We start from the raw sequence: 14,504 nt of genomic DNA, 5'->3' as shown, positions 1-14,504 counted from the left end.
TTGCCGGGGGCGCTTCGCTTGCCCGGCCTACGGTTTAATCGTTCTGCGCGGTTTGCTCACCCGTAGCTGAACCTGCCGCCGCCATCTGCGCCGCTTTTTGCTTTTTGTAGCTCAGCGCTGCCGCCGGAACCGGCATCACCTTGCCGGTTTCAATCCAGGTGCGTAAACGGCTGGCATCGGCAAAGTGGGTATATTTACCGAACGCATCCATCACCACCAGCGCCACCGGTTTATTGTTAATCACCGTGCGCATCACCAGACAGTGGCCCGCCGCATTGGTAAATCCGGTTTTGGTTAACTGAATATTCCAGTTATCGCGGTATACCAGATGGTTGGTGTTACGGAATGGCAGCGTATAAGCCGGGTTGGCAAAGGTCGCCATATCTTCACGCGTAGTGCTTAACTGGCCAATCAGCGGATACTGCTTGCTGGCGATCAGCAGCTTGGTTAAATCACGAGCTGTCGAGACGTTATGAATCGATAAGCCGGTTGGTTCCACAAAGCGTGTCTGAGTCATGCCGAGCGCTTTCGCTTTGGCATTCATGGCTTTAATAAACGCGTTATAACCGCCAGGGTAATGATGCGCCAGACTGGCTGCCGCACGGTTTTCTGACGACATCAGCGCCAGCAGCAGCATGTCTTTACGGCTAATTTCACTGTTCAGTCGCACACGAGAGTAGATGCCTTTCATTTCCGGTGTCTGACTGATATCAACTTTCAGTTTCTCATCCAACGGCAGTCGTGCATCAAGCACCACCATCGCGGTCATTAATTTGGTAATCGACGCAATCGGACGCACAAGGTCCGGGTGGTTCGAATAGATAACTTTGTTGGTATTCAGATCAACAATCATCGCGCTACCGGACGCTATCTCAGGTTGAGAAGCCGCTGCGGTAGTTGCCGTTTTCGCCACGGCTTGGGGTGCAAAAGGAACGGCCAGCACCAGGGCAAGGCTTAATAATGAAACTCGGAATTTCAGCATGATGAGATTTCTGATAATGGTTCACGCACGTCACAACGCACACCGCCAGAGACTAAGTATTATCTCAAGCTAGCTCAGGCATCATAGCGATCCGGCAGGTTTGCCGCCACAGGAGAATCGTCTCGAAATGCTGCGTTGCTGACTTTTACGTCAACAACGCAGCGCAGACAGGTTTATCCGTCAGAATAATCGGTAGCCGTAACCCCACAGGATTACCGTAATAGCCAGCAGAACTTCCAGTACCAGCACACCGATCGCCAGCGTCGAACTGGAAAAACTTAACCCTTCCTCGCGTGTGATATTCAGGAACGTAGGTATACCGAGATAAAGTAAATAGCCGGTGTAAAACAACGCGATGGTCCCCACCAATGCGCACAGCCAGACCAGCGGATAAAGTGCGACCAGTCCGCTTAAAAACAGCGGCGTCGCGACATATCCTGCAAAAACCATACAATGCGCCAGCGATGGGCACTGCGGGTAATTACGCGCCATCCACCAGATAACCCGCCCCATGACGGCGACGCCCGCCAGCATCACCCCGTAAAACAGAATTGCCATCGCAAATCCGGTCAACAGAGACAGCTTCAGGATATTGCCATCGCCAAAATTCCAGCCGATTTGCGTGGTGCCGATAAATGCGCAAACCACCGGGATTGCCGCCATCAGCAGTACATGGTGGGTATAGTGATGCGAAACGCTTTCGTTTTCGCTGTTGATCACGTGCATTTCACGATCGGGATGGGAAAACAGCCCCCAGACATGGTTCATACCGCCCCCTTGTTGTCAGCTCCGGACCTCAACACTTCAAGTATAATTCAGCTTTTGATTATTTTATGTACACAGAAAAAATACCGAAGCGCCGGGTAAAAAGTTTGTTCAGGCGTAGGCATGATAAGCGAAGCGCCATCAGGCATTGGAGAGCTGAGCGACCTTAAGTGCTACTACGCGGCTTTTCCGGCATCAAACAATCATAGGGTGTATGCTATTAGCAGTGGAGGTCATACAATCGTATGGATATAAATCATTATGTTGCGCAATACGGCTATGCTGCGTTAATCATCGGCAGTCTGGCGGAAGGCGAAACCATTACCCTGTTAGGCGGCGTTGCGGCGCATCAGGGCGTCCTGAAATTTCCCCTGGTGGTACTCTCGGTCGCGCTGGGCGGGATGATTGGCGATCAGTTGCTTTATTTACTCGGACGTCATTTTGGCGGCAAAATTTTGCAGCGTTTCTCGCGCCACCAGGCGAAAATTGATTACGCACAGAAGATGATCCAGCGACGTCCTTACCTGTTTGTGGTCGGTACGCGCTTTATGTACGGCTTTCGCGTTATTGGTCCCTTACTGATTGGCGCCAGTCACCTGCCGCCGAAGATCTTTTTACCGCTAAATATTCTTGGCGCGTTTGTCTGGGCATCGTTATTTACGACTCTGGGCTACATCGGTGGTGAAGTGATAGCGCCGTGGCTGCACAGCCTTGACCAGCATATCAAGCATGGCATCTGGCTGGTGCTGGTTATCGGGATTGTCGCGGGCGTCCGCTGGTGGATGAAACGGCGAAGCACGCGTAAAGCGCAATGAAGATGGCCCGACAGCGGAACACCGTCGGGCCGATTAATCAGGACGCGTGATAACCGCCGCCCAGCGCACTGGTCAACTGAATTGAGGCATCCAGCCATTGGCCCTGCAAAAGCAGACCGTTGCACTGCTCACGTAATGCCGGGATCTTTGCCTCGCTGACCCTGGAGCCCGCAATAATACCCGCATTAAAGCGCGCCTGAGCCAGCCCCACTACGCGCTGAGCGTCATGTTCAATCTGCTGCTGATGCTGATTTTTCTGCGCTAATGTTTCTACCTGCGATGCGGCACGTGCCACGTCATTCACCGCATCCACCACCGCTTTGTTGTAATTCGCCACCGTCAGGTTGCTTTGCGCTTTCGTAATATCGAGATTTGCGTTCAACCTGCCGCTGTCAAAGATAGGCAGAGTCAGCCCGGCGGTTACGCCCATTTGCTGCGCGGAATGGCGGAACAAGTCACTCAGATGTAACGCATCCTGTTGTAAAAATGCCATCAGATTCACATCGGGATAAAACGCCGCTTTCGCCGCATCAATGCTGCTCAGCGATGACTCAATGTACCAGTGCGCCGCCTGTAAATCCGGGCGGCGGGCCAGTAGCGAGTAACCCAATTGTGACGGGAGCTGGCTTTCGACCGCGGGCAGTGGGGTCGAATGGAGCTTCAGGGCAGTGGACTGGGCATTGGTCAGCGCGCTCAGCCGTGCTTCAATCACCTTCATTTTGCCGCTGACATCATTCAACTGCTGCTCTGTTTTGCTGGAGTCAATATCAGTTTCAACGCCTTCCACTGAAGAAGTTAGACCGTTTTGATACAGCTGACGATCGACGCTTATCACATTTTGCTGCTCGCTTTCGATTTGCGTCAGTACGGTTTTCAGCGCCGCCTGCGTCTGCCATTCCCAGTAAAGGCGGGAGACACCGCTCGCCAGCAGCTGCCGGGTTTGCTCGCGCTCAGCCTCACGTGCCTTAACGGCCCCAATACGCGCCGTCACTTCAGCCCGATTTTTACCCCACAGATCCAGATTCCAGCCAGCGGTTAAACCAAAGGTTCCATTGGTGTACCACGGTCCTGTTGTTCCGGCGGCCGGATCGGTAATGGCAAACGGTCCCATCAGACCCTCAGCTGACATTCTCTGACGCTCAACGTCTGCGGAGAAGTCGATCTCCGGGCCATCCTGTGCTTCCACGGCCTTAGCCTGCGCCTCCGCCAGTTGAATGCGCTGTTCCGCTACCTGCATATCAGGAGAATTTCGCAACGTGCTGTCAATCAACGCATTAAGTTGTGGGTCGTGATATGCCCTCCACCACTGGCTGTCCGGCCAGCCATTTTTTAACGCGGCAGGCAATGTGGTATCGACATTCGCAGCAGGGGTCTGCTGTGACAGAGACTGGCGGTCATCATGCATAGGCGCACAGCCTGCCATCAGAACAAAAAGCGGCAACAATGCCGTGGTGATAAACACAGAATTACGATTCATGGAGATATACAGGTAAGAAAAGATGTGCAGAGATTACGACTTGTCGCTTTTGCTTTTTTAGTTACGCGTGGCAATACATCTTTGGCAATAAAAATATAAAATCAGAAAAATATACACCTCGTGAATAATATAGGTTAAATAGTTTTAATAATTAATGGATGGAGATTTTATGTCACAGAATATCTATGACGATCCTGAGTTCTTTGCTGGATATGCCACACTGGATCGTTCAGTAAAGGGGCTCGACGGCGCGCCAGAATGGCCGACAATACAAGCGATGCTCCCCTCTCTTCAAGGCAAAAACATTCTTGATTTGGGCTGTGGATATGGCTGGTTTTGCCGCTACGCACGCGATAATCAGGCTGCCAGTGTAGTGGGGCTGGATATTTCACAAAAAATGTTAACTCAGGCGCACAGTATGACGCAGGGTAATGGCATCGTTTATCAGCGTGAAGATCTCGAAACGCTTACCTTGTCCCCAAATTCCTTTGATCTGGTTTATAGCTCGCTTGCCCTGCACTATTTGCACGATATAGAACGATTATTCGTAACCATTTACCAGTCATTAACACCGGGAGGCATGTTGGTTTTCTCTGCTGAGCATCCAATTTATACCGCACCGCTTAACCAGGGCTGGATCAAAGATAAAACCGGGCAACTCTCCTGGCCGATTAATCATTATCAGCAGGAAGGTGAGCGCATCAGTAACTGGTTTGCTGAGGGCGTCAAAAAACAGCACCGTAAGCTGGCGACCTGGATTAATGCGCTGATTGGGGCCGGATTCGACATCGTTTGTGTCGATGAATGGGGACCTTCCGCGCAACAGATTGCTGAAAACCCAGCGTTAGATGAAGAAAAAGAGCGGCCGATGGTGTTTCTGCTCAGCGCACGTAAACCAGCATAACAGCGCCTCCAGGCAGAATGATTAATACTTTCCTATACTCAATCTGAACTTACCAAAAAAAGGAAAGTTAATGAAAATTCTGCTGTGGGTTATTCTGATTATTTTTCTGATTGGACTGTTGGTGGTAACAGGCGTGTTTAAGATGATTTTTTGATATTGCTGCCTATCAGCCAGCCCGGATAAGGCATTAGCATTTAATCCGGTCTGGCGCATCAGCTGTGTTCAAAGGGTAATAGCCTGAATCGCACGCGCGATATCCGGCGAATTGTTTAACGCACGAATTTCCTGAAACAGCGCGGTTGCCTCTGAATATTCTTTTCGCAGATACCCTAACCACTGCTTAATCCGCGCTACATGATACAGCCCGGTGTCCCCCTGCTTTTCAAGACGGGTATATTTTTGCAACAGCGTCACGACATCAGGCCACGGCATACGCGGCTCGTTGTATTTCACCACGCGGCTCAGGTTTGGAATATTTAATGCGCCACGTCCGATCATCACCGCATCGCATCCGCTGATGGCCATACAATCCTGGGCGCTCTGCCAGTCCCAGATTTCGCCATTCGCGATAACCGGAATAGTCAGTCGCTGGCGGATCTCGCCAATCGCCTGCCAGTTAATATGTTCTGCCTTATAGCCCTGTTCCTTGGTTCGACCATGCACCGCCAGTTCGCTGGCGCCAGCCTGCTGCACGGCATCGGCAATTTCAAACTGCCGATCGCTGTTATCCCAGCCCAGACGCACTTTCACCGTCACCGGGAGATGAGCCGGGACCGCCTCGCGCATAGCTTTTGCGCCCCGGTAGATAAGCTCAGGATCTTTCAGTAACGTTGCGCCACCGCCGCTGCCGTTCACCAGCTTCGACGGACAACCACAGTTCAGATCGACACCGTACGATCCCAGTTCTACCGCGCGCGCGGCATTCTCCGCCAGCCACTGCGGATACTGTCCTAACAGCTGAATGCGAACCAACGTGCCGGATGGCGTCCGGCTGTTGTTATGCAGTTCCGGGCAGAGTCGATGAAATACTTTTGCCGGCAGGAGCTGATCCACCACGCGCACAAACTCGGTGATGCACAGATCGTAATCATTCACTTCAGTCAGCAGCTCGCGCACCAGTGAGTCGAGCACGCCTTCCATCGGCGCCAGTAAAACACGCATATCGTCACCCGCAAAAAAAGAGGCGCTATGGTAGCGCCTCCGTTCGGGAGATTAAAGAGGCTCAGCGTGGCAGCAAGCAGTTATCTTCTTTCCAGCCGTATAACCACTCCATACCGCGATAAAATTCCGCCTGCGACTTGTCTTTCCACAACAGATTACGCACCTGACGCTCGACGCCTGCGGCATGGTAGACGCGTCCCATTTCGCGCGTTGACCAGACGATACGTGCGGTACGCGGAATACGCACCGACTCATACAGCGCAAAGGCATCAGCCGCATCGCCGTCACACTGCTGTAACGCTTTACCTAGCGTGACAGCATCTTCCAGCGCCATACAGGCTCCTTGCGCCATATATTGCGCCACCGGGTGCGCGGCATCTCCCACCAGCGTGATGCGGTCGGTTCCCCATTTCTCTACCGGCTCACGATCGGCGGTTGACCAGCGCCGCCATGACGTCGGTTTATCCAGCATCTGACGAGGGCGTGGATGAATACCCGCAAAATAGGAGAGCACTTCCTCTTTGCTACCATCCTTCACCCCCCACTCTTCCTGCTGACGACTGTGGAAGGTCACCACCAGGTTGTACTGTTTGCCGCCGCGCAGTGGATAGTGCACCAGATGACAATGCGGTCCGGCCCACAATACCGGCGCGTTAATGCGCAAATCTTCTGGCATATCATCGCAATCAATCACGGCGCGATAGACCACGTGCCCGGTAACGCGTGGCGCATCGCCAATCAGAGACTGACGAACAACCGATTTTACACCGTCACAGCCCACCAGAATATCCGCCGTCCAGTTGTTGCCGTGCTCGTCAAATACCGTCACGTCATTCTCTGTCTGGCGAATATCAACCACATTAGTTGAAGTGCGATACTCAACGTTAGGATGCACCAGCGCCGCTTCCCAAACGCTGGCGTGAATATCAACTCGATGGATAACCGCATAAGGACCGCCAAAGTGATCGCGGAACGCCTGCCCGGTTTCAATCCGTACTACCTCTTTCGCATTTACCGCATCCATCATCGTGATGTGGTCGGTAAAAACGGCGCGTTGACGGGCAACTTCCCCCACGCCAAGGCTGTCCAGAGCAGAGAATGCATTCGGCCCGAGCTGAATACCCGCGCCAATTTCACCAATTTCGTGCGCTTTCTCCAGCAACATCACTTTAATGCCCTGACGGGCCAGCGATAGCGCGGTCGCCGCGCCGCCAATCCCGCCACCCACGATAATTGCGCGTGTCACTTTAGCCATTGTCGTTCTCCTTATCAGGCTGGAATTTTGTCTTGTTGATTCTCGGGCGCAGCGGCGATAAACGCCGGAAGCTGGGTACAGGCATCATATACCGCCTGACAGCGTGGATATCCGCTCAGATCGCAACCCATCCGCAACGCGTTTGCCCACTGCGGGATCAGACAGCAATCCGCCAGCGTCGGTGCGTCCCCCACGCAAAACGTCCCCGAGTGACTCTGGCGCAACATCTGTTCCACCGCGCTTAACCCTTGCTGGATCCAGTGGGCATACCAGCGTTTTTTATCTTCTTCACTGACCTTTAGCTCTTCGCTCAGGTAGCGCAGCACCCGTAGATTATTTACAGGGTGAATATCGCAGGCGATGGCATAAACGATTTCCAGCACCTTACTACGCGCCGGGAAATCGGCGGGCAGCAGCGGCGACTGTGGAAAGTGGCCATCCAGCCAGTCGGTTATCGCCAGAGACTGCCCGAGTGATTCTCCGTCATCGGTCACCAGCGTCGGCACCAGTCCCACCGCATTCATTCGCCGGTAGGCCAGTTCGTTCTGCTGACCAATGCGAATATTGACGCCCACCGTCTGGTAATCGAGCCCCTTCAGCGCCAGCGCAATGCGTACACGATATGACGCGGAGCTATTAAAGAAACTGTACAGCTTCATTATCCACCTCAGACAATCTTCACGGCGATGGGGGTTAAACCGTCTACATTTCCGGTGATCACATCCCCTTTCACTACCGCCCCTACGCCTTCGGGTGTACCGGTGTAGATCAGATCGCCTGGCTGCAGTTCGAAAAAGCCTGACAGATAGCTGATGGTTTCATTCACAGACCAGATGAGGTGGCGAATATCGCTACGCTGGTGATCGTCGCCGTTGACCTGCAACCAGATTGGCGCATGGTTAACATCCACACTTTCGCTGGCTTTATGCAACGGCGCGATGGGCGCGGAGAGATCAAACGCTTTGCCGATTTCCCATGGACGCCCCATCTGACGCATCTCCATCTGCCGGTCACGGCGGGTCATATCCAGACCGGTGGCATAGCCCCAGATATATTCGTGCGCTTTTTCCAGCGGAATATCGCTGCCCTTTTTACCAATCGCCACCACCAGCTCTATCTCATAGTGATAGTTATCGGTCTGCGATGGGTACGGCAGTTCAAGGATCTGACCAGCTGCCACCGGGACTATCGCATCAGCAGGTTTACAGAAGAAGAACGGGGGTTCGCGATCCGGATCAAAGCCCATTTCACGCGCATGAGCGGCATAGTTACGGCCCACACAATAAACGCGGCGTACGGGAAATTGTTCATCACTACCAACCACCGGAACGGTAACAGGCGCTTGTGGTTCGAATACATATTGCGTCATTTTCTCTCTCCCAAATTAATAGCGTGCTTCACGGAACAGCCCCAGCGCTTCCTGAACCGGTCTGTCCGAAAAACTGAATAAGACGGTATCTTCGTGGGTCTGGAACGACACGCCGTGCCAGGTCGGCACCACAAAAATATCTTTTGGCGAAAAGTTGAAGGTCTCGTTACCGATGGTGACCTGCCCACTTCCTTCCACCACGTGATAGATAGTGCTGTCAGTGGTACGCGCCATTCGTGAGGAAAAGCCCTGCGGCAACAGTTGCAGGAAGGTTCCCATCGAAGGCATGGGATAACCGCCGGTTACCGGGTTGACGTAACGCATCTTGTAACCGTCCCACTCATCGGCGTCGCCCATACGGGTCAGGTCATGTAGCGCTTCACGGCTGCGATCGTAGCGATAGTTAAAAATCGGCGATGAGTTACCCTTCTGATGGCGCAGCGGCAGCATATTGGCCGCGTAGCGCGGTAAGTAATCCCCTTCCTGACGCGTGACCGGCTGCTGATCTTCCGGGTAGTCTTCCGCAAAGCCGCAGCCCAGCAGGTTCACCAGCGGCAGGTCCAGACCGTCCAGCCACACCACCGGTTCACTGCCCGGGTTGCCGTGATCGTGCCAGCGCCACTGCGGCGTCAGAATAAAATCGCCTTCATGCATCTGGGTGCGCTCACCATCCACGGCGGTAAATGCCCCTTTCCCTTCGACAATAAAGCGCAGCGCAGACTGGTTGTGGCGGTGACTCGGCGCAACCTCGCCCGGCATAATTAACTGCAATCCTGCGTACAGCGTTGGGGTGATTGAAGACTGTCCGCGCAACATTGGGTTTTCCAGCACCAGCACGCGGCGAATCGCCTCTTTCGCGCCAATCAGATCGCCACTTTCTAACAGCAGAGGGCGGATCTCCTGATAGTTCCAGTACGCAGGCGCGCAATGTGCGTTCGGTGTTGGCGGCACCAGGCGGTGCAGCGACTCCCACAGAGGGGTCAGATTCTGCCCGGAAATATGCTGGTAAAACTGCTGACGGCTGTTCTTAACATCCTGATTCAGTTCAGACATAGGGATTCTCCTTATTCATTCACAACACCTGCGCGAGGCAGAGTATTTGAGGCAGAGGCCGACTGGCGGATAACAACCGTCAGCAGCGTAAGCATCACCGCGCTGATGGCCGCCGGGACGGCAATAATGAAAAACAGGTTATCGAATGAGAAATTAATCGCCATCATCACGCCGCCGGAAAGCGAGCCGACAATCGCGCCGCAGCGCCCCACCGCATTAGACCAGCTGACGCCCGTCGCCCGGCTTTGTGTCGGATATAGCGTGGCGGTTAACGCATTTAGACCAACCTGAGAACCGCTAATACCAATGCCGGTGCCAAAAATAGCCAGAGCCATCAACCACAGACCGTTCTCGCTCAGGCCAATCATGACGATGCACACTGCGCCCAGTGCATAACTCACGGCCAGCACGCGAAAAGGATTGTATTTATCCATCAGCACCCCCAGCGCCAGCGCCCCCAGCGTTCCTCCAATCTGGAAGGCGGCAGTTACCCATGAGGCATGCTGCAGATCAATTCCACGATGGTTTAACAACGTTGGCATCCAACTGGAAAGCAAATAAATAATCAGCAAGCTCATAAAGAACACTACCCATAGCATCAGGGTAATGGGCAGCTGTCGCCCGACGAACAGCTGGCGAATGCTTCCTTTAGCAATCGCGGTGCCCTCGTTGAGATAAAAATGGGTAGTGTCATAACGTTCCCGGGTGATGGCGCTAACGGTTCTGGCAATCACGTTTTGCGGCAGTTGGCGACGAACCTGCCAGCGCGGGGATTCCGGTAGCGCAAACAGCAGAGCCACAAACAGCATGAGTGGTAGAACGCCTCCCAGCACCAGAATGCCGTGCCAGCCAATAACCGGCACCAGTTGCGCGCTCACAATTCCGCCCATCGCCGATCCCAGAGTAAATCCACAAAACATCATGGTCACCAGCGCGCCACGCCGCCGCGCTGGCAGGTACTCTGACGTCATGGTGATGGTATTTGGCATCGCGCCGCCCAGACCTAACCCGGTAAGAAAGCGCAAAATAACCAGCGTTTGTAGATCGGGAGAAAAAGCCGAAATCAGGCTCAGGGCGCCGAACAGCGCCACGCAGAGTTCAATCACCCGTTTGCGGCCAAAACGGTCAGACAATGGGCCGCAGAGCAATGCGCCAGCGGTTAGCCCCAACAGGCCTGCGCCAAACAACGGCGCCAGATCGCCGGCAGTCAGCTGCCAGTGAGTACGAATGTCGGGAGCGATAAAGCCAATAGCTGCGGTATCAAATCCGTCGAGCATGACGACCAGAAAACAGCAAATGATAACGCGCCACTGGGTCTTACCGACGGGAGCGGAATCGATCAGTGCTTGTAGATCACGTTGATGAGTCATAGTGAATGCCTCAGTGCAGGTAGAGTAGATGTCTGTTTTGTTTTAGGTATGTTGCGACTTTGTATGTTTGGAGATGAAATGTACAATGGCTTTTCATGCAGAGGCATAACCTGGAGGTTATAGCAAATGGCAAACTGGGCGCAGAAACTTAAGTTGCAACACCTGCAAACGCTTATCGCGCTGGGCGAACAGGGAAATCTGACTCACGTCGCACGGATGATGAATATCACCCAGCCAGCGTTGTCAAAATGGTTATCACAGCTCGAAGATGAGATTGGCATCACCCTCTTTGAACGTCATAGCAAAGGCTTGCGTCCTTCCGAAGGCGGCAAACTGCTACTGCAGCATGCCCAACGCCTGCTCAATGATATGGAACGTTCGCAATATGAAATCGCCCGTTTTAAGCAAGGCGGCCTGGTGGGAAGTCTGAAGATTGGCTGCTCACCCGTGGCGACCGACTGCGTTTCACTGGCAATACTGGGTTTGCTCAAAGAGTTGCCAACCCTGAACCTTAATATCGAAGAGAAAGTGATGACCCCGCTGCTGCACGATCTGCTCGCGGGTTCGGTGGATGTCGTCGTCGGTCGCGTCGGTGGCCGGGCGCTTCAGTTGCCGCTCAATTACCAGGTGCTGTATACCGAGCCGGTCTGTTTCGTCGCCCGTCCCGATCATCCCTTGGCAAAATATCCCTTGCTCACCTGGCACGATCTGGCGAACTGGCGCTGGATTGTCTGGCCGACAGGAACCCCTATCCGGATAAGCATTGATAATGCGCTGGTTGATAACGGCGTCATGTTGCCGGAAAACATCATTGAATCGGCGTCGATCAACGTCAGTACCAACCTGCTGCAAAGTAGCGATATGATCTCTATTCTTTCTTTGCGTCTGGCACAACGGTATGCCGCCCAGGGACAGCTGGCTATTCTGAATCTGCCGAAGATTGAACAAAAAGGCAGCGTCGGCGTATTCTGGCGCAACAACGAAACACCTACTACCGCCCTGAATCGTTTTTTGTATTATCTGGCACAGGCTTAGCGCGGAGAGTTAGGGCCATCGCCCGATGTTCCAGATATCTATTTCCTCTATGCTTAGAATTCATGATGTGATCGGTAGCACGTTTTTAAGTTTAATTGTATGATGAATCAGTCTCGTCAAGGGTTTCAACTATGAGCAAAGCACTGAACGTTATCTGGCAATATTTGCGCGCATTCGTCCTGATTTATGCCTGCCTCTACGCAGGTATTTTTCTTGCGTCGCTACTTCCTATCACCATTCCGGGCAGCATTATCGGCATGCTGATTCTGTTTGTCTTACTGGCTTTGCAGGTGTTACCGGCAAAATGGGTTAACCCTGGCTGCTACGTGCTGATTCGTTATATGGCCCTGCTGTTTGTCCCGATTGGCGTGGGGATCATGCAGTACTTTGACCTGCTCCGCGCACAATTTGGTCCGGTAGTGGTGTCCTGTACCATCAGTACGCTGGTCGTTTTCCTGGTGGTGAGCTGGAGCTCGCACATTGTGCACGGTGAACGCAAAATCGTTGGGCAAAAAGGGTCTAAAGAATGATGTCGTATATCTGGTGGTCGTTACCTCTTACGCTGGCGGTATTTTTTGGCGCACGTAAGCTGGCTGCACGATTTAAAATGCCGCTATTGAACCCGCTGCTGGTTGCCATGGTGGTGATTATTCCCATTCTGCTGCTTACCGGCATTCCCTACGATCACTATTTCAAAGGCAGCGAAGTACTGAACGATTTACTGCAACCTGCCGTGGTCGCGCTGGCCTATCCGTTATACGAACAGCTGCACCAAATTCGCGCCCGCTGGAAATCAATCATTGCTATCTGTTTTGCCGGGAGCGTTGTGGCAATGGTAACAGGTACAACAATCGCTTTGTTGATGGGCGCATCACCGCAAATTGCCGCGTCTATCATGCCAAAATCGGTCACCACGCCTATCGCTATGGCCGTGGGAGGCAGTATTGGCGGCATTCCGGCTATCAGCGCCGTATGCGTTATTTTTGTCGGTATCCTCGGGGCAGTATTTGGTCATACGTTGCTTAATGCGATGCGCATTCGCACCAAGGCCGCTCGGGGGCTGGCAATGGGCACCGCGTCGCACGCCCTGGGTACCGCACGCTGTGCAGAACTGGACTACCAGGAAGGCGCGTTTAGTTCTCTGGCGCTGGTTATTTGCGGCATTATCACCTCGTTGGTTGCCCCATTCCTGTTCCCGATTATTCTGGCGGTGGTGGGTTAACCTTCATTTTTTAGCTATTTATTTGCGATGCGTTGCACATTTTTCATTTAAGTTTCATAAGTTGCATGCGCAATGGGATTTAGATCACATATAAAGCCATAACAGGTCCGTAAACTACGATTCCATTACATTGTTATGAGGCATCGCCATGCATCCACGTTTTCAAACTGCTTTTGCCCAACTCGCGGATAACTTGCAATCAGCCCTGGCCCCTGTTCTGGCGGATGCGCATTTCCCCGCCATGCTGACTGCTGAGCAGGTCTCTTTGCTGAAACGCGAATCGGGACTGGACGAAGACGCGCTGGCATTCGCTCTGCTGCCGCTGGCTGCGGCCTGCGCACGTACTCCACTGTCCAATTTCAACGTTGGGGCTATTTCTCGCGGCATCAGCGGCAACTGGTACTTCGGTGGGAACATGGAGTTCCTGGGCGCGACCATGCAGCAAACTGTTCATGCCGAGCAAAGCGCTATCAGCCACGCCTGGCTGCGCGGTGAAAAAGGGCTCGCTGCCATCACCGTCAACTACACGCCGTGCGGCCACTGTCGCCAGTTTATGAACGAACTAAACAGCGGACTGGATTTACGTATTCATCTGCCGGGACGTGCGCCACACGTACTACGCGATTATCTGCCAGATGCCTTCGGCCCGAAGGATCTGGAGATTAAAACGCTGCTGATGGACGATCAGGATCACGGCTTCGCACTGCAGGGCGATGCGTTGACCCAGGCAGCAATCACCGCTGCCAACAGATGTCATATGCCGTACAGCAAATCCCCAAGCGGCGTGGCGCTGGAGTGTAAAGATGGTCGTATTTTTAGCGGCAGCTATGCTGAAAATGCCGCTTTTAACCCAACCCTGCCACCACTGCAAGGCGCGTTGAACCTGTTGAATCTGAACGGTTATGATTATTCAGATATCCAACGCGCCGTGCTGGCTGAAAAAGCCGATGCGCCGTTAATTCAGTGGGATGCGACATCTGCCACGCTGAAAGCACTGGGCTGCGACAATATTGAGCGCGTGCTACTCAACTAAGTCGTGTTGCCCGATGGCGTAACGTCATCGGGCAACAGTGACTAAAATCCCCTCAATCAGATT

Annotated in this window: 16 protein-coding genes; 7 read left to right on the top strand and 9 right to left on the bottom strand. The window is 53.3% G+C overall.

The annotated features are described in order from the left end of the window. Nucleotides 1-34 precede the first annotated feature (34 nt). Both pbpG and OGX67_RS24735 read right to left on the bottom strand, forming a co-directional pair. Complete coding sequence (gene pbpG / locus OGX67_RS24740) at nt 35-982, bottom strand: D-alanyl-D-alanine endopeptidase (protein ID WP_003027363.1); 948 nt, start codon at nt 980-982, stop codon at nt 35-37. A gap of 180 nt (nt 983-1,162) precedes the next feature. Next, nucleotides 1,163-1,750 (bottom strand): Yip1 family protein, encoded by a 588-nt coding sequence (locus OGX67_RS24735; protein ID WP_196614889.1) that lies wholly within the window; start codon nt 1,748-1,750, stop codon nt 1,163-1,165. Nucleotides 1,751-1,992: 242 nt separating this feature from the next. Here OGX67_RS24735 and OGX67_RS24730 point away from each other — a divergent pair, with 242 nt between their 5' ends. After that, nucleotides 1,993-2,562 carry a DedA family protein gene (locus tag OGX67_RS24730; RefSeq protein ID WP_286527744.1) on the top strand — a complete coding sequence of 190 codons (570 nt, stop codon included), beginning with the start codon at nt 1,993-1,995 and terminating at the stop codon, nt 2,560-2,562. Nucleotides 2,563-2,599: 37 nt separating this feature from the next. Here the strand turns inward: OGX67_RS24730 and mdtQ are convergent, their stop codons facing one another. Continuing rightward, nucleotides 2,600-4,039 (bottom strand): multidrug resistance outer membrane protein MdtQ, encoded by a 1,440-nt coding sequence (gene mdtQ, locus OGX67_RS24725; protein ID WP_054528583.1) that lies wholly within the window; start codon nt 4,037-4,039, stop codon nt 2,600-2,602. 169 nt (nt 4,040-4,208) lie between these two features. Between mdtQ and OGX67_RS24720 the strand changes: the two genes are divergently transcribed. Together OGX67_RS24720 and yohP are read left to right on the top strand one after the other, a co-directional pair. Next, the gene (locus tag OGX67_RS24720; RefSeq protein ID WP_096889776.1) at nt 4,209-4,943 is read left to right on the top strand and encodes a class I SAM-dependent methyltransferase; all 735 of its coding nucleotides are present in this window, start codon (nt 4,209-4,211) and stop codon (nt 4,941-4,943) included. Between the two features lie 70 nt (nt 4,944-5,013). Further along, a complete protein-coding gene (gene yohP, locus OGX67_RS27020; protein ID WP_015572324.1) occupies nt 5,014-5,097 on the top strand; it encodes a small membrane protein YohP in 84 nt (27 codons plus the stop codon). A gap of 68 nt (nt 5,098-5,165) precedes the next feature. Here the strand turns inward: yohP and dusC are convergent, their stop codons facing one another. The 6 genes from dusC to mhbT form a co-directional block, all read right to left on the bottom strand. Continuing rightward, a complete protein-coding gene (dusC, locus tag OGX67_RS24715; RefSeq protein WP_016150649.1) occupies nt 5,166-6,104 on the bottom strand; it encodes a tRNA dihydrouridine(16) synthase DusC in 939 nt (312 codons plus the stop codon). A 61-nt stretch (nt 6,105-6,165) separates the two neighbouring features. Further along, nucleotides 6,166-7,359, bottom strand: coding sequence for a 3-hydroxybenzoate 6-monooxygenase (locus OGX67_RS24710; protein WP_003840133.1), 1,194 nt, complete (start codon nt 7,357-7,359; stop codon nt 6,166-6,168). 14 nt (nt 7,360-7,373) lie between these two features. Beyond that, on the bottom strand, nt 7,374-8,018 hold the full coding sequence (gene maiA / locus OGX67_RS24705) for a maleylacetoacetate isomerase (protein WP_163208433.1): 645 nt from the start codon (nt 8,016-8,018) through the stop codon (nt 7,374-7,376). Between the two features lie 8 nt (nt 8,019-8,026). Next, entirely contained in the window at nt 8,027-8,728 is a 702-nt protein-coding gene (locus OGX67_RS24700) for a fumarylacetoacetate hydrolase family protein (RefSeq protein ID WP_016150651.1), read from the bottom strand. A 15-nt stretch (nt 8,729-8,743) separates the two neighbouring features. Continuing rightward, nucleotides 8,744-9,781 (bottom strand): gentisate 1,2-dioxygenase, encoded by a 1,038-nt coding sequence (gene gtdA / locus OGX67_RS24695; RefSeq protein WP_003840127.1) that lies wholly within the window; start codon nt 9,779-9,781, stop codon nt 8,744-8,746. 11 nt (nt 9,782-9,792) lie between these two features. Further along, entirely contained in the window at nt 9,793-11,151 is a 1,359-nt protein-coding gene (mhbT, locus tag OGX67_RS24690; RefSeq protein ID WP_257651048.1) for a 3-hydroxybenzoate transporter MhbT, read from the bottom strand. Between the two features lie 126 nt (nt 11,152-11,277). Here mhbT and OGX67_RS24685 point away from each other — a divergent pair, with 126 nt between their 5' ends. From OGX67_RS24685 to cdd, 4 genes are all read left to right on the top strand, one after another. Next, nucleotides 11,278-12,186 (top strand): LysR substrate-binding domain-containing protein, encoded by a 909-nt coding sequence (locus OGX67_RS24685; protein ID WP_003840122.1) that lies wholly within the window; start codon nt 11,278-11,280, stop codon nt 12,184-12,186. 131 nt (nt 12,187-12,317) lie between these two features. Continuing rightward, complete coding sequence (locus OGX67_RS24680; RefSeq protein WP_003027379.1) at nt 12,318-12,716, top strand: CidA/LrgA family protein; 399 nt, start codon at nt 12,318-12,320, stop codon at nt 12,714-12,716. Next, nucleotides 12,713-13,408: a CidB/LrgB family autolysis modulator gene (locus OGX67_RS24675; protein WP_003027380.1), complete on the top strand. Its 696-nt coding sequence runs from the start codon at nt 12,713-12,715 to the stop codon at nt 13,406-13,408. Before OGX67_RS24680 ends, OGX67_RS24675 begins: the two co-directional genes overlap by 4 nt. A gap of 148 nt (nt 13,409-13,556) precedes the next feature. Continuing rightward, on the top strand, nt 13,557-14,441 hold the full coding sequence (cdd, locus tag OGX67_RS24670; RefSeq protein WP_257651047.1) for a cytidine deaminase: 885 nt from the start codon (nt 13,557-13,559) through the stop codon (nt 14,439-14,441). Nucleotides 14,442-14,504 lie beyond the last annotated feature (63 nt).

Origin of the sequence: Citrobacter sp. Cf118 (assembly GCF_030334095.1) — a bacterium.
Lineage (GTDB): Bacteria > Pseudomonadota > Gammaproteobacteria > Enterobacterales > Enterobacteriaceae > Citrobacter > Citrobacter freundii.
The sequence above is the reverse complement of the archived record's forward strand: the minus strand, read 5'-3'. Positions and strand labels throughout refer to the sequence as shown.

Coding starts and splice junctions, on each gene's coding strand:
- OGX67_RS24720 (WP_096889776.1), top strand. CDS start 4,209: ATGTCACAGAATATCTATGACGATCCTGAGTTCTTTGCTGGATATGCC.
- yohP (WP_015572324.1), top strand. CDS start 5,014: ATGAAAATTCTGCTGTGGGTTATTCTGATTATTTTTCTGATTGGACTG.
- mhbT (WP_257651048.1), bottom strand. CDS start 11,151: ATGACTCATCAACGTGATCTACAAGCACTGATCGATTCCGCTCCCGTC.
- OGX67_RS24735 (WP_196614889.1), bottom strand. CDS start 1,750: ATGAACCATGTCTGGGGGCTGTTTTCCCATCCCGATCGTGAAATGCAC.
- mdtQ (WP_054528583.1), bottom strand. CDS start 4,039: ATGAATCGTAATTCTGTGTTTATCACCACGGCATTGTTGCCGCTTTTT.
- OGX67_RS24680 (WP_003027379.1), top strand. CDS start 12,318: ATGAGCAAAGCACTGAACGTTATCTGGCAATATTTGCGCGCATTCGTC.
- OGX67_RS24685 (WP_003840122.1), top strand. CDS start 11,278: ATGGCAAACTGGGCGCAGAAACTTAAGTTGCAACACCTGCAAACGCTT.
- cdd (WP_257651047.1), top strand. CDS start 13,557: ATGCATCCACGTTTTCAAACTGCTTTTGCCCAACTCGCGGATAACTTG.
- OGX67_RS24700 (WP_016150651.1), bottom strand. CDS start 8,728: ATGACGCAATATGTATTCGAACCACAAGCGCCTGTTACCGTTCCGGTG.
- pbpG (WP_003027363.1), bottom strand. CDS start 982: ATGCTGAAATTCCGAGTTTCATTATTAAGCCTTGCCCTGGTGCTGGCC.
- gtdA (WP_003840127.1), bottom strand. CDS start 9,781: ATGTCTGAACTGAATCAGGATGTTAAGAACAGCCGTCAGCAGTTTTAC.
- OGX67_RS24730 (WP_286527744.1), top strand. CDS start 1,993: ATGGATATAAATCATTATGTTGCGCAATACGGCTATGCTGCGTTAATC.
- OGX67_RS24675 (WP_003027380.1), top strand. CDS start 12,713: ATGATGTCGTATATCTGGTGGTCGTTACCTCTTACGCTGGCGGTATTT.
- dusC (WP_016150649.1), bottom strand. CDS start 6,104: ATGCGTGTTTTACTGGCGCCGATGGAAGGCGTGCTCGACTCACTGGTG.
- OGX67_RS24710 (WP_003840133.1), bottom strand. CDS start 7,359: ATGGCTAAAGTGACACGCGCAATTATCGTGGGTGGCGGGATTGGCGGC.
- maiA (WP_163208433.1), bottom strand. CDS start 8,018: ATGAAGCTGTACAGTTTCTTTAATAGCTCCGCGTCATATCGTGTACGC.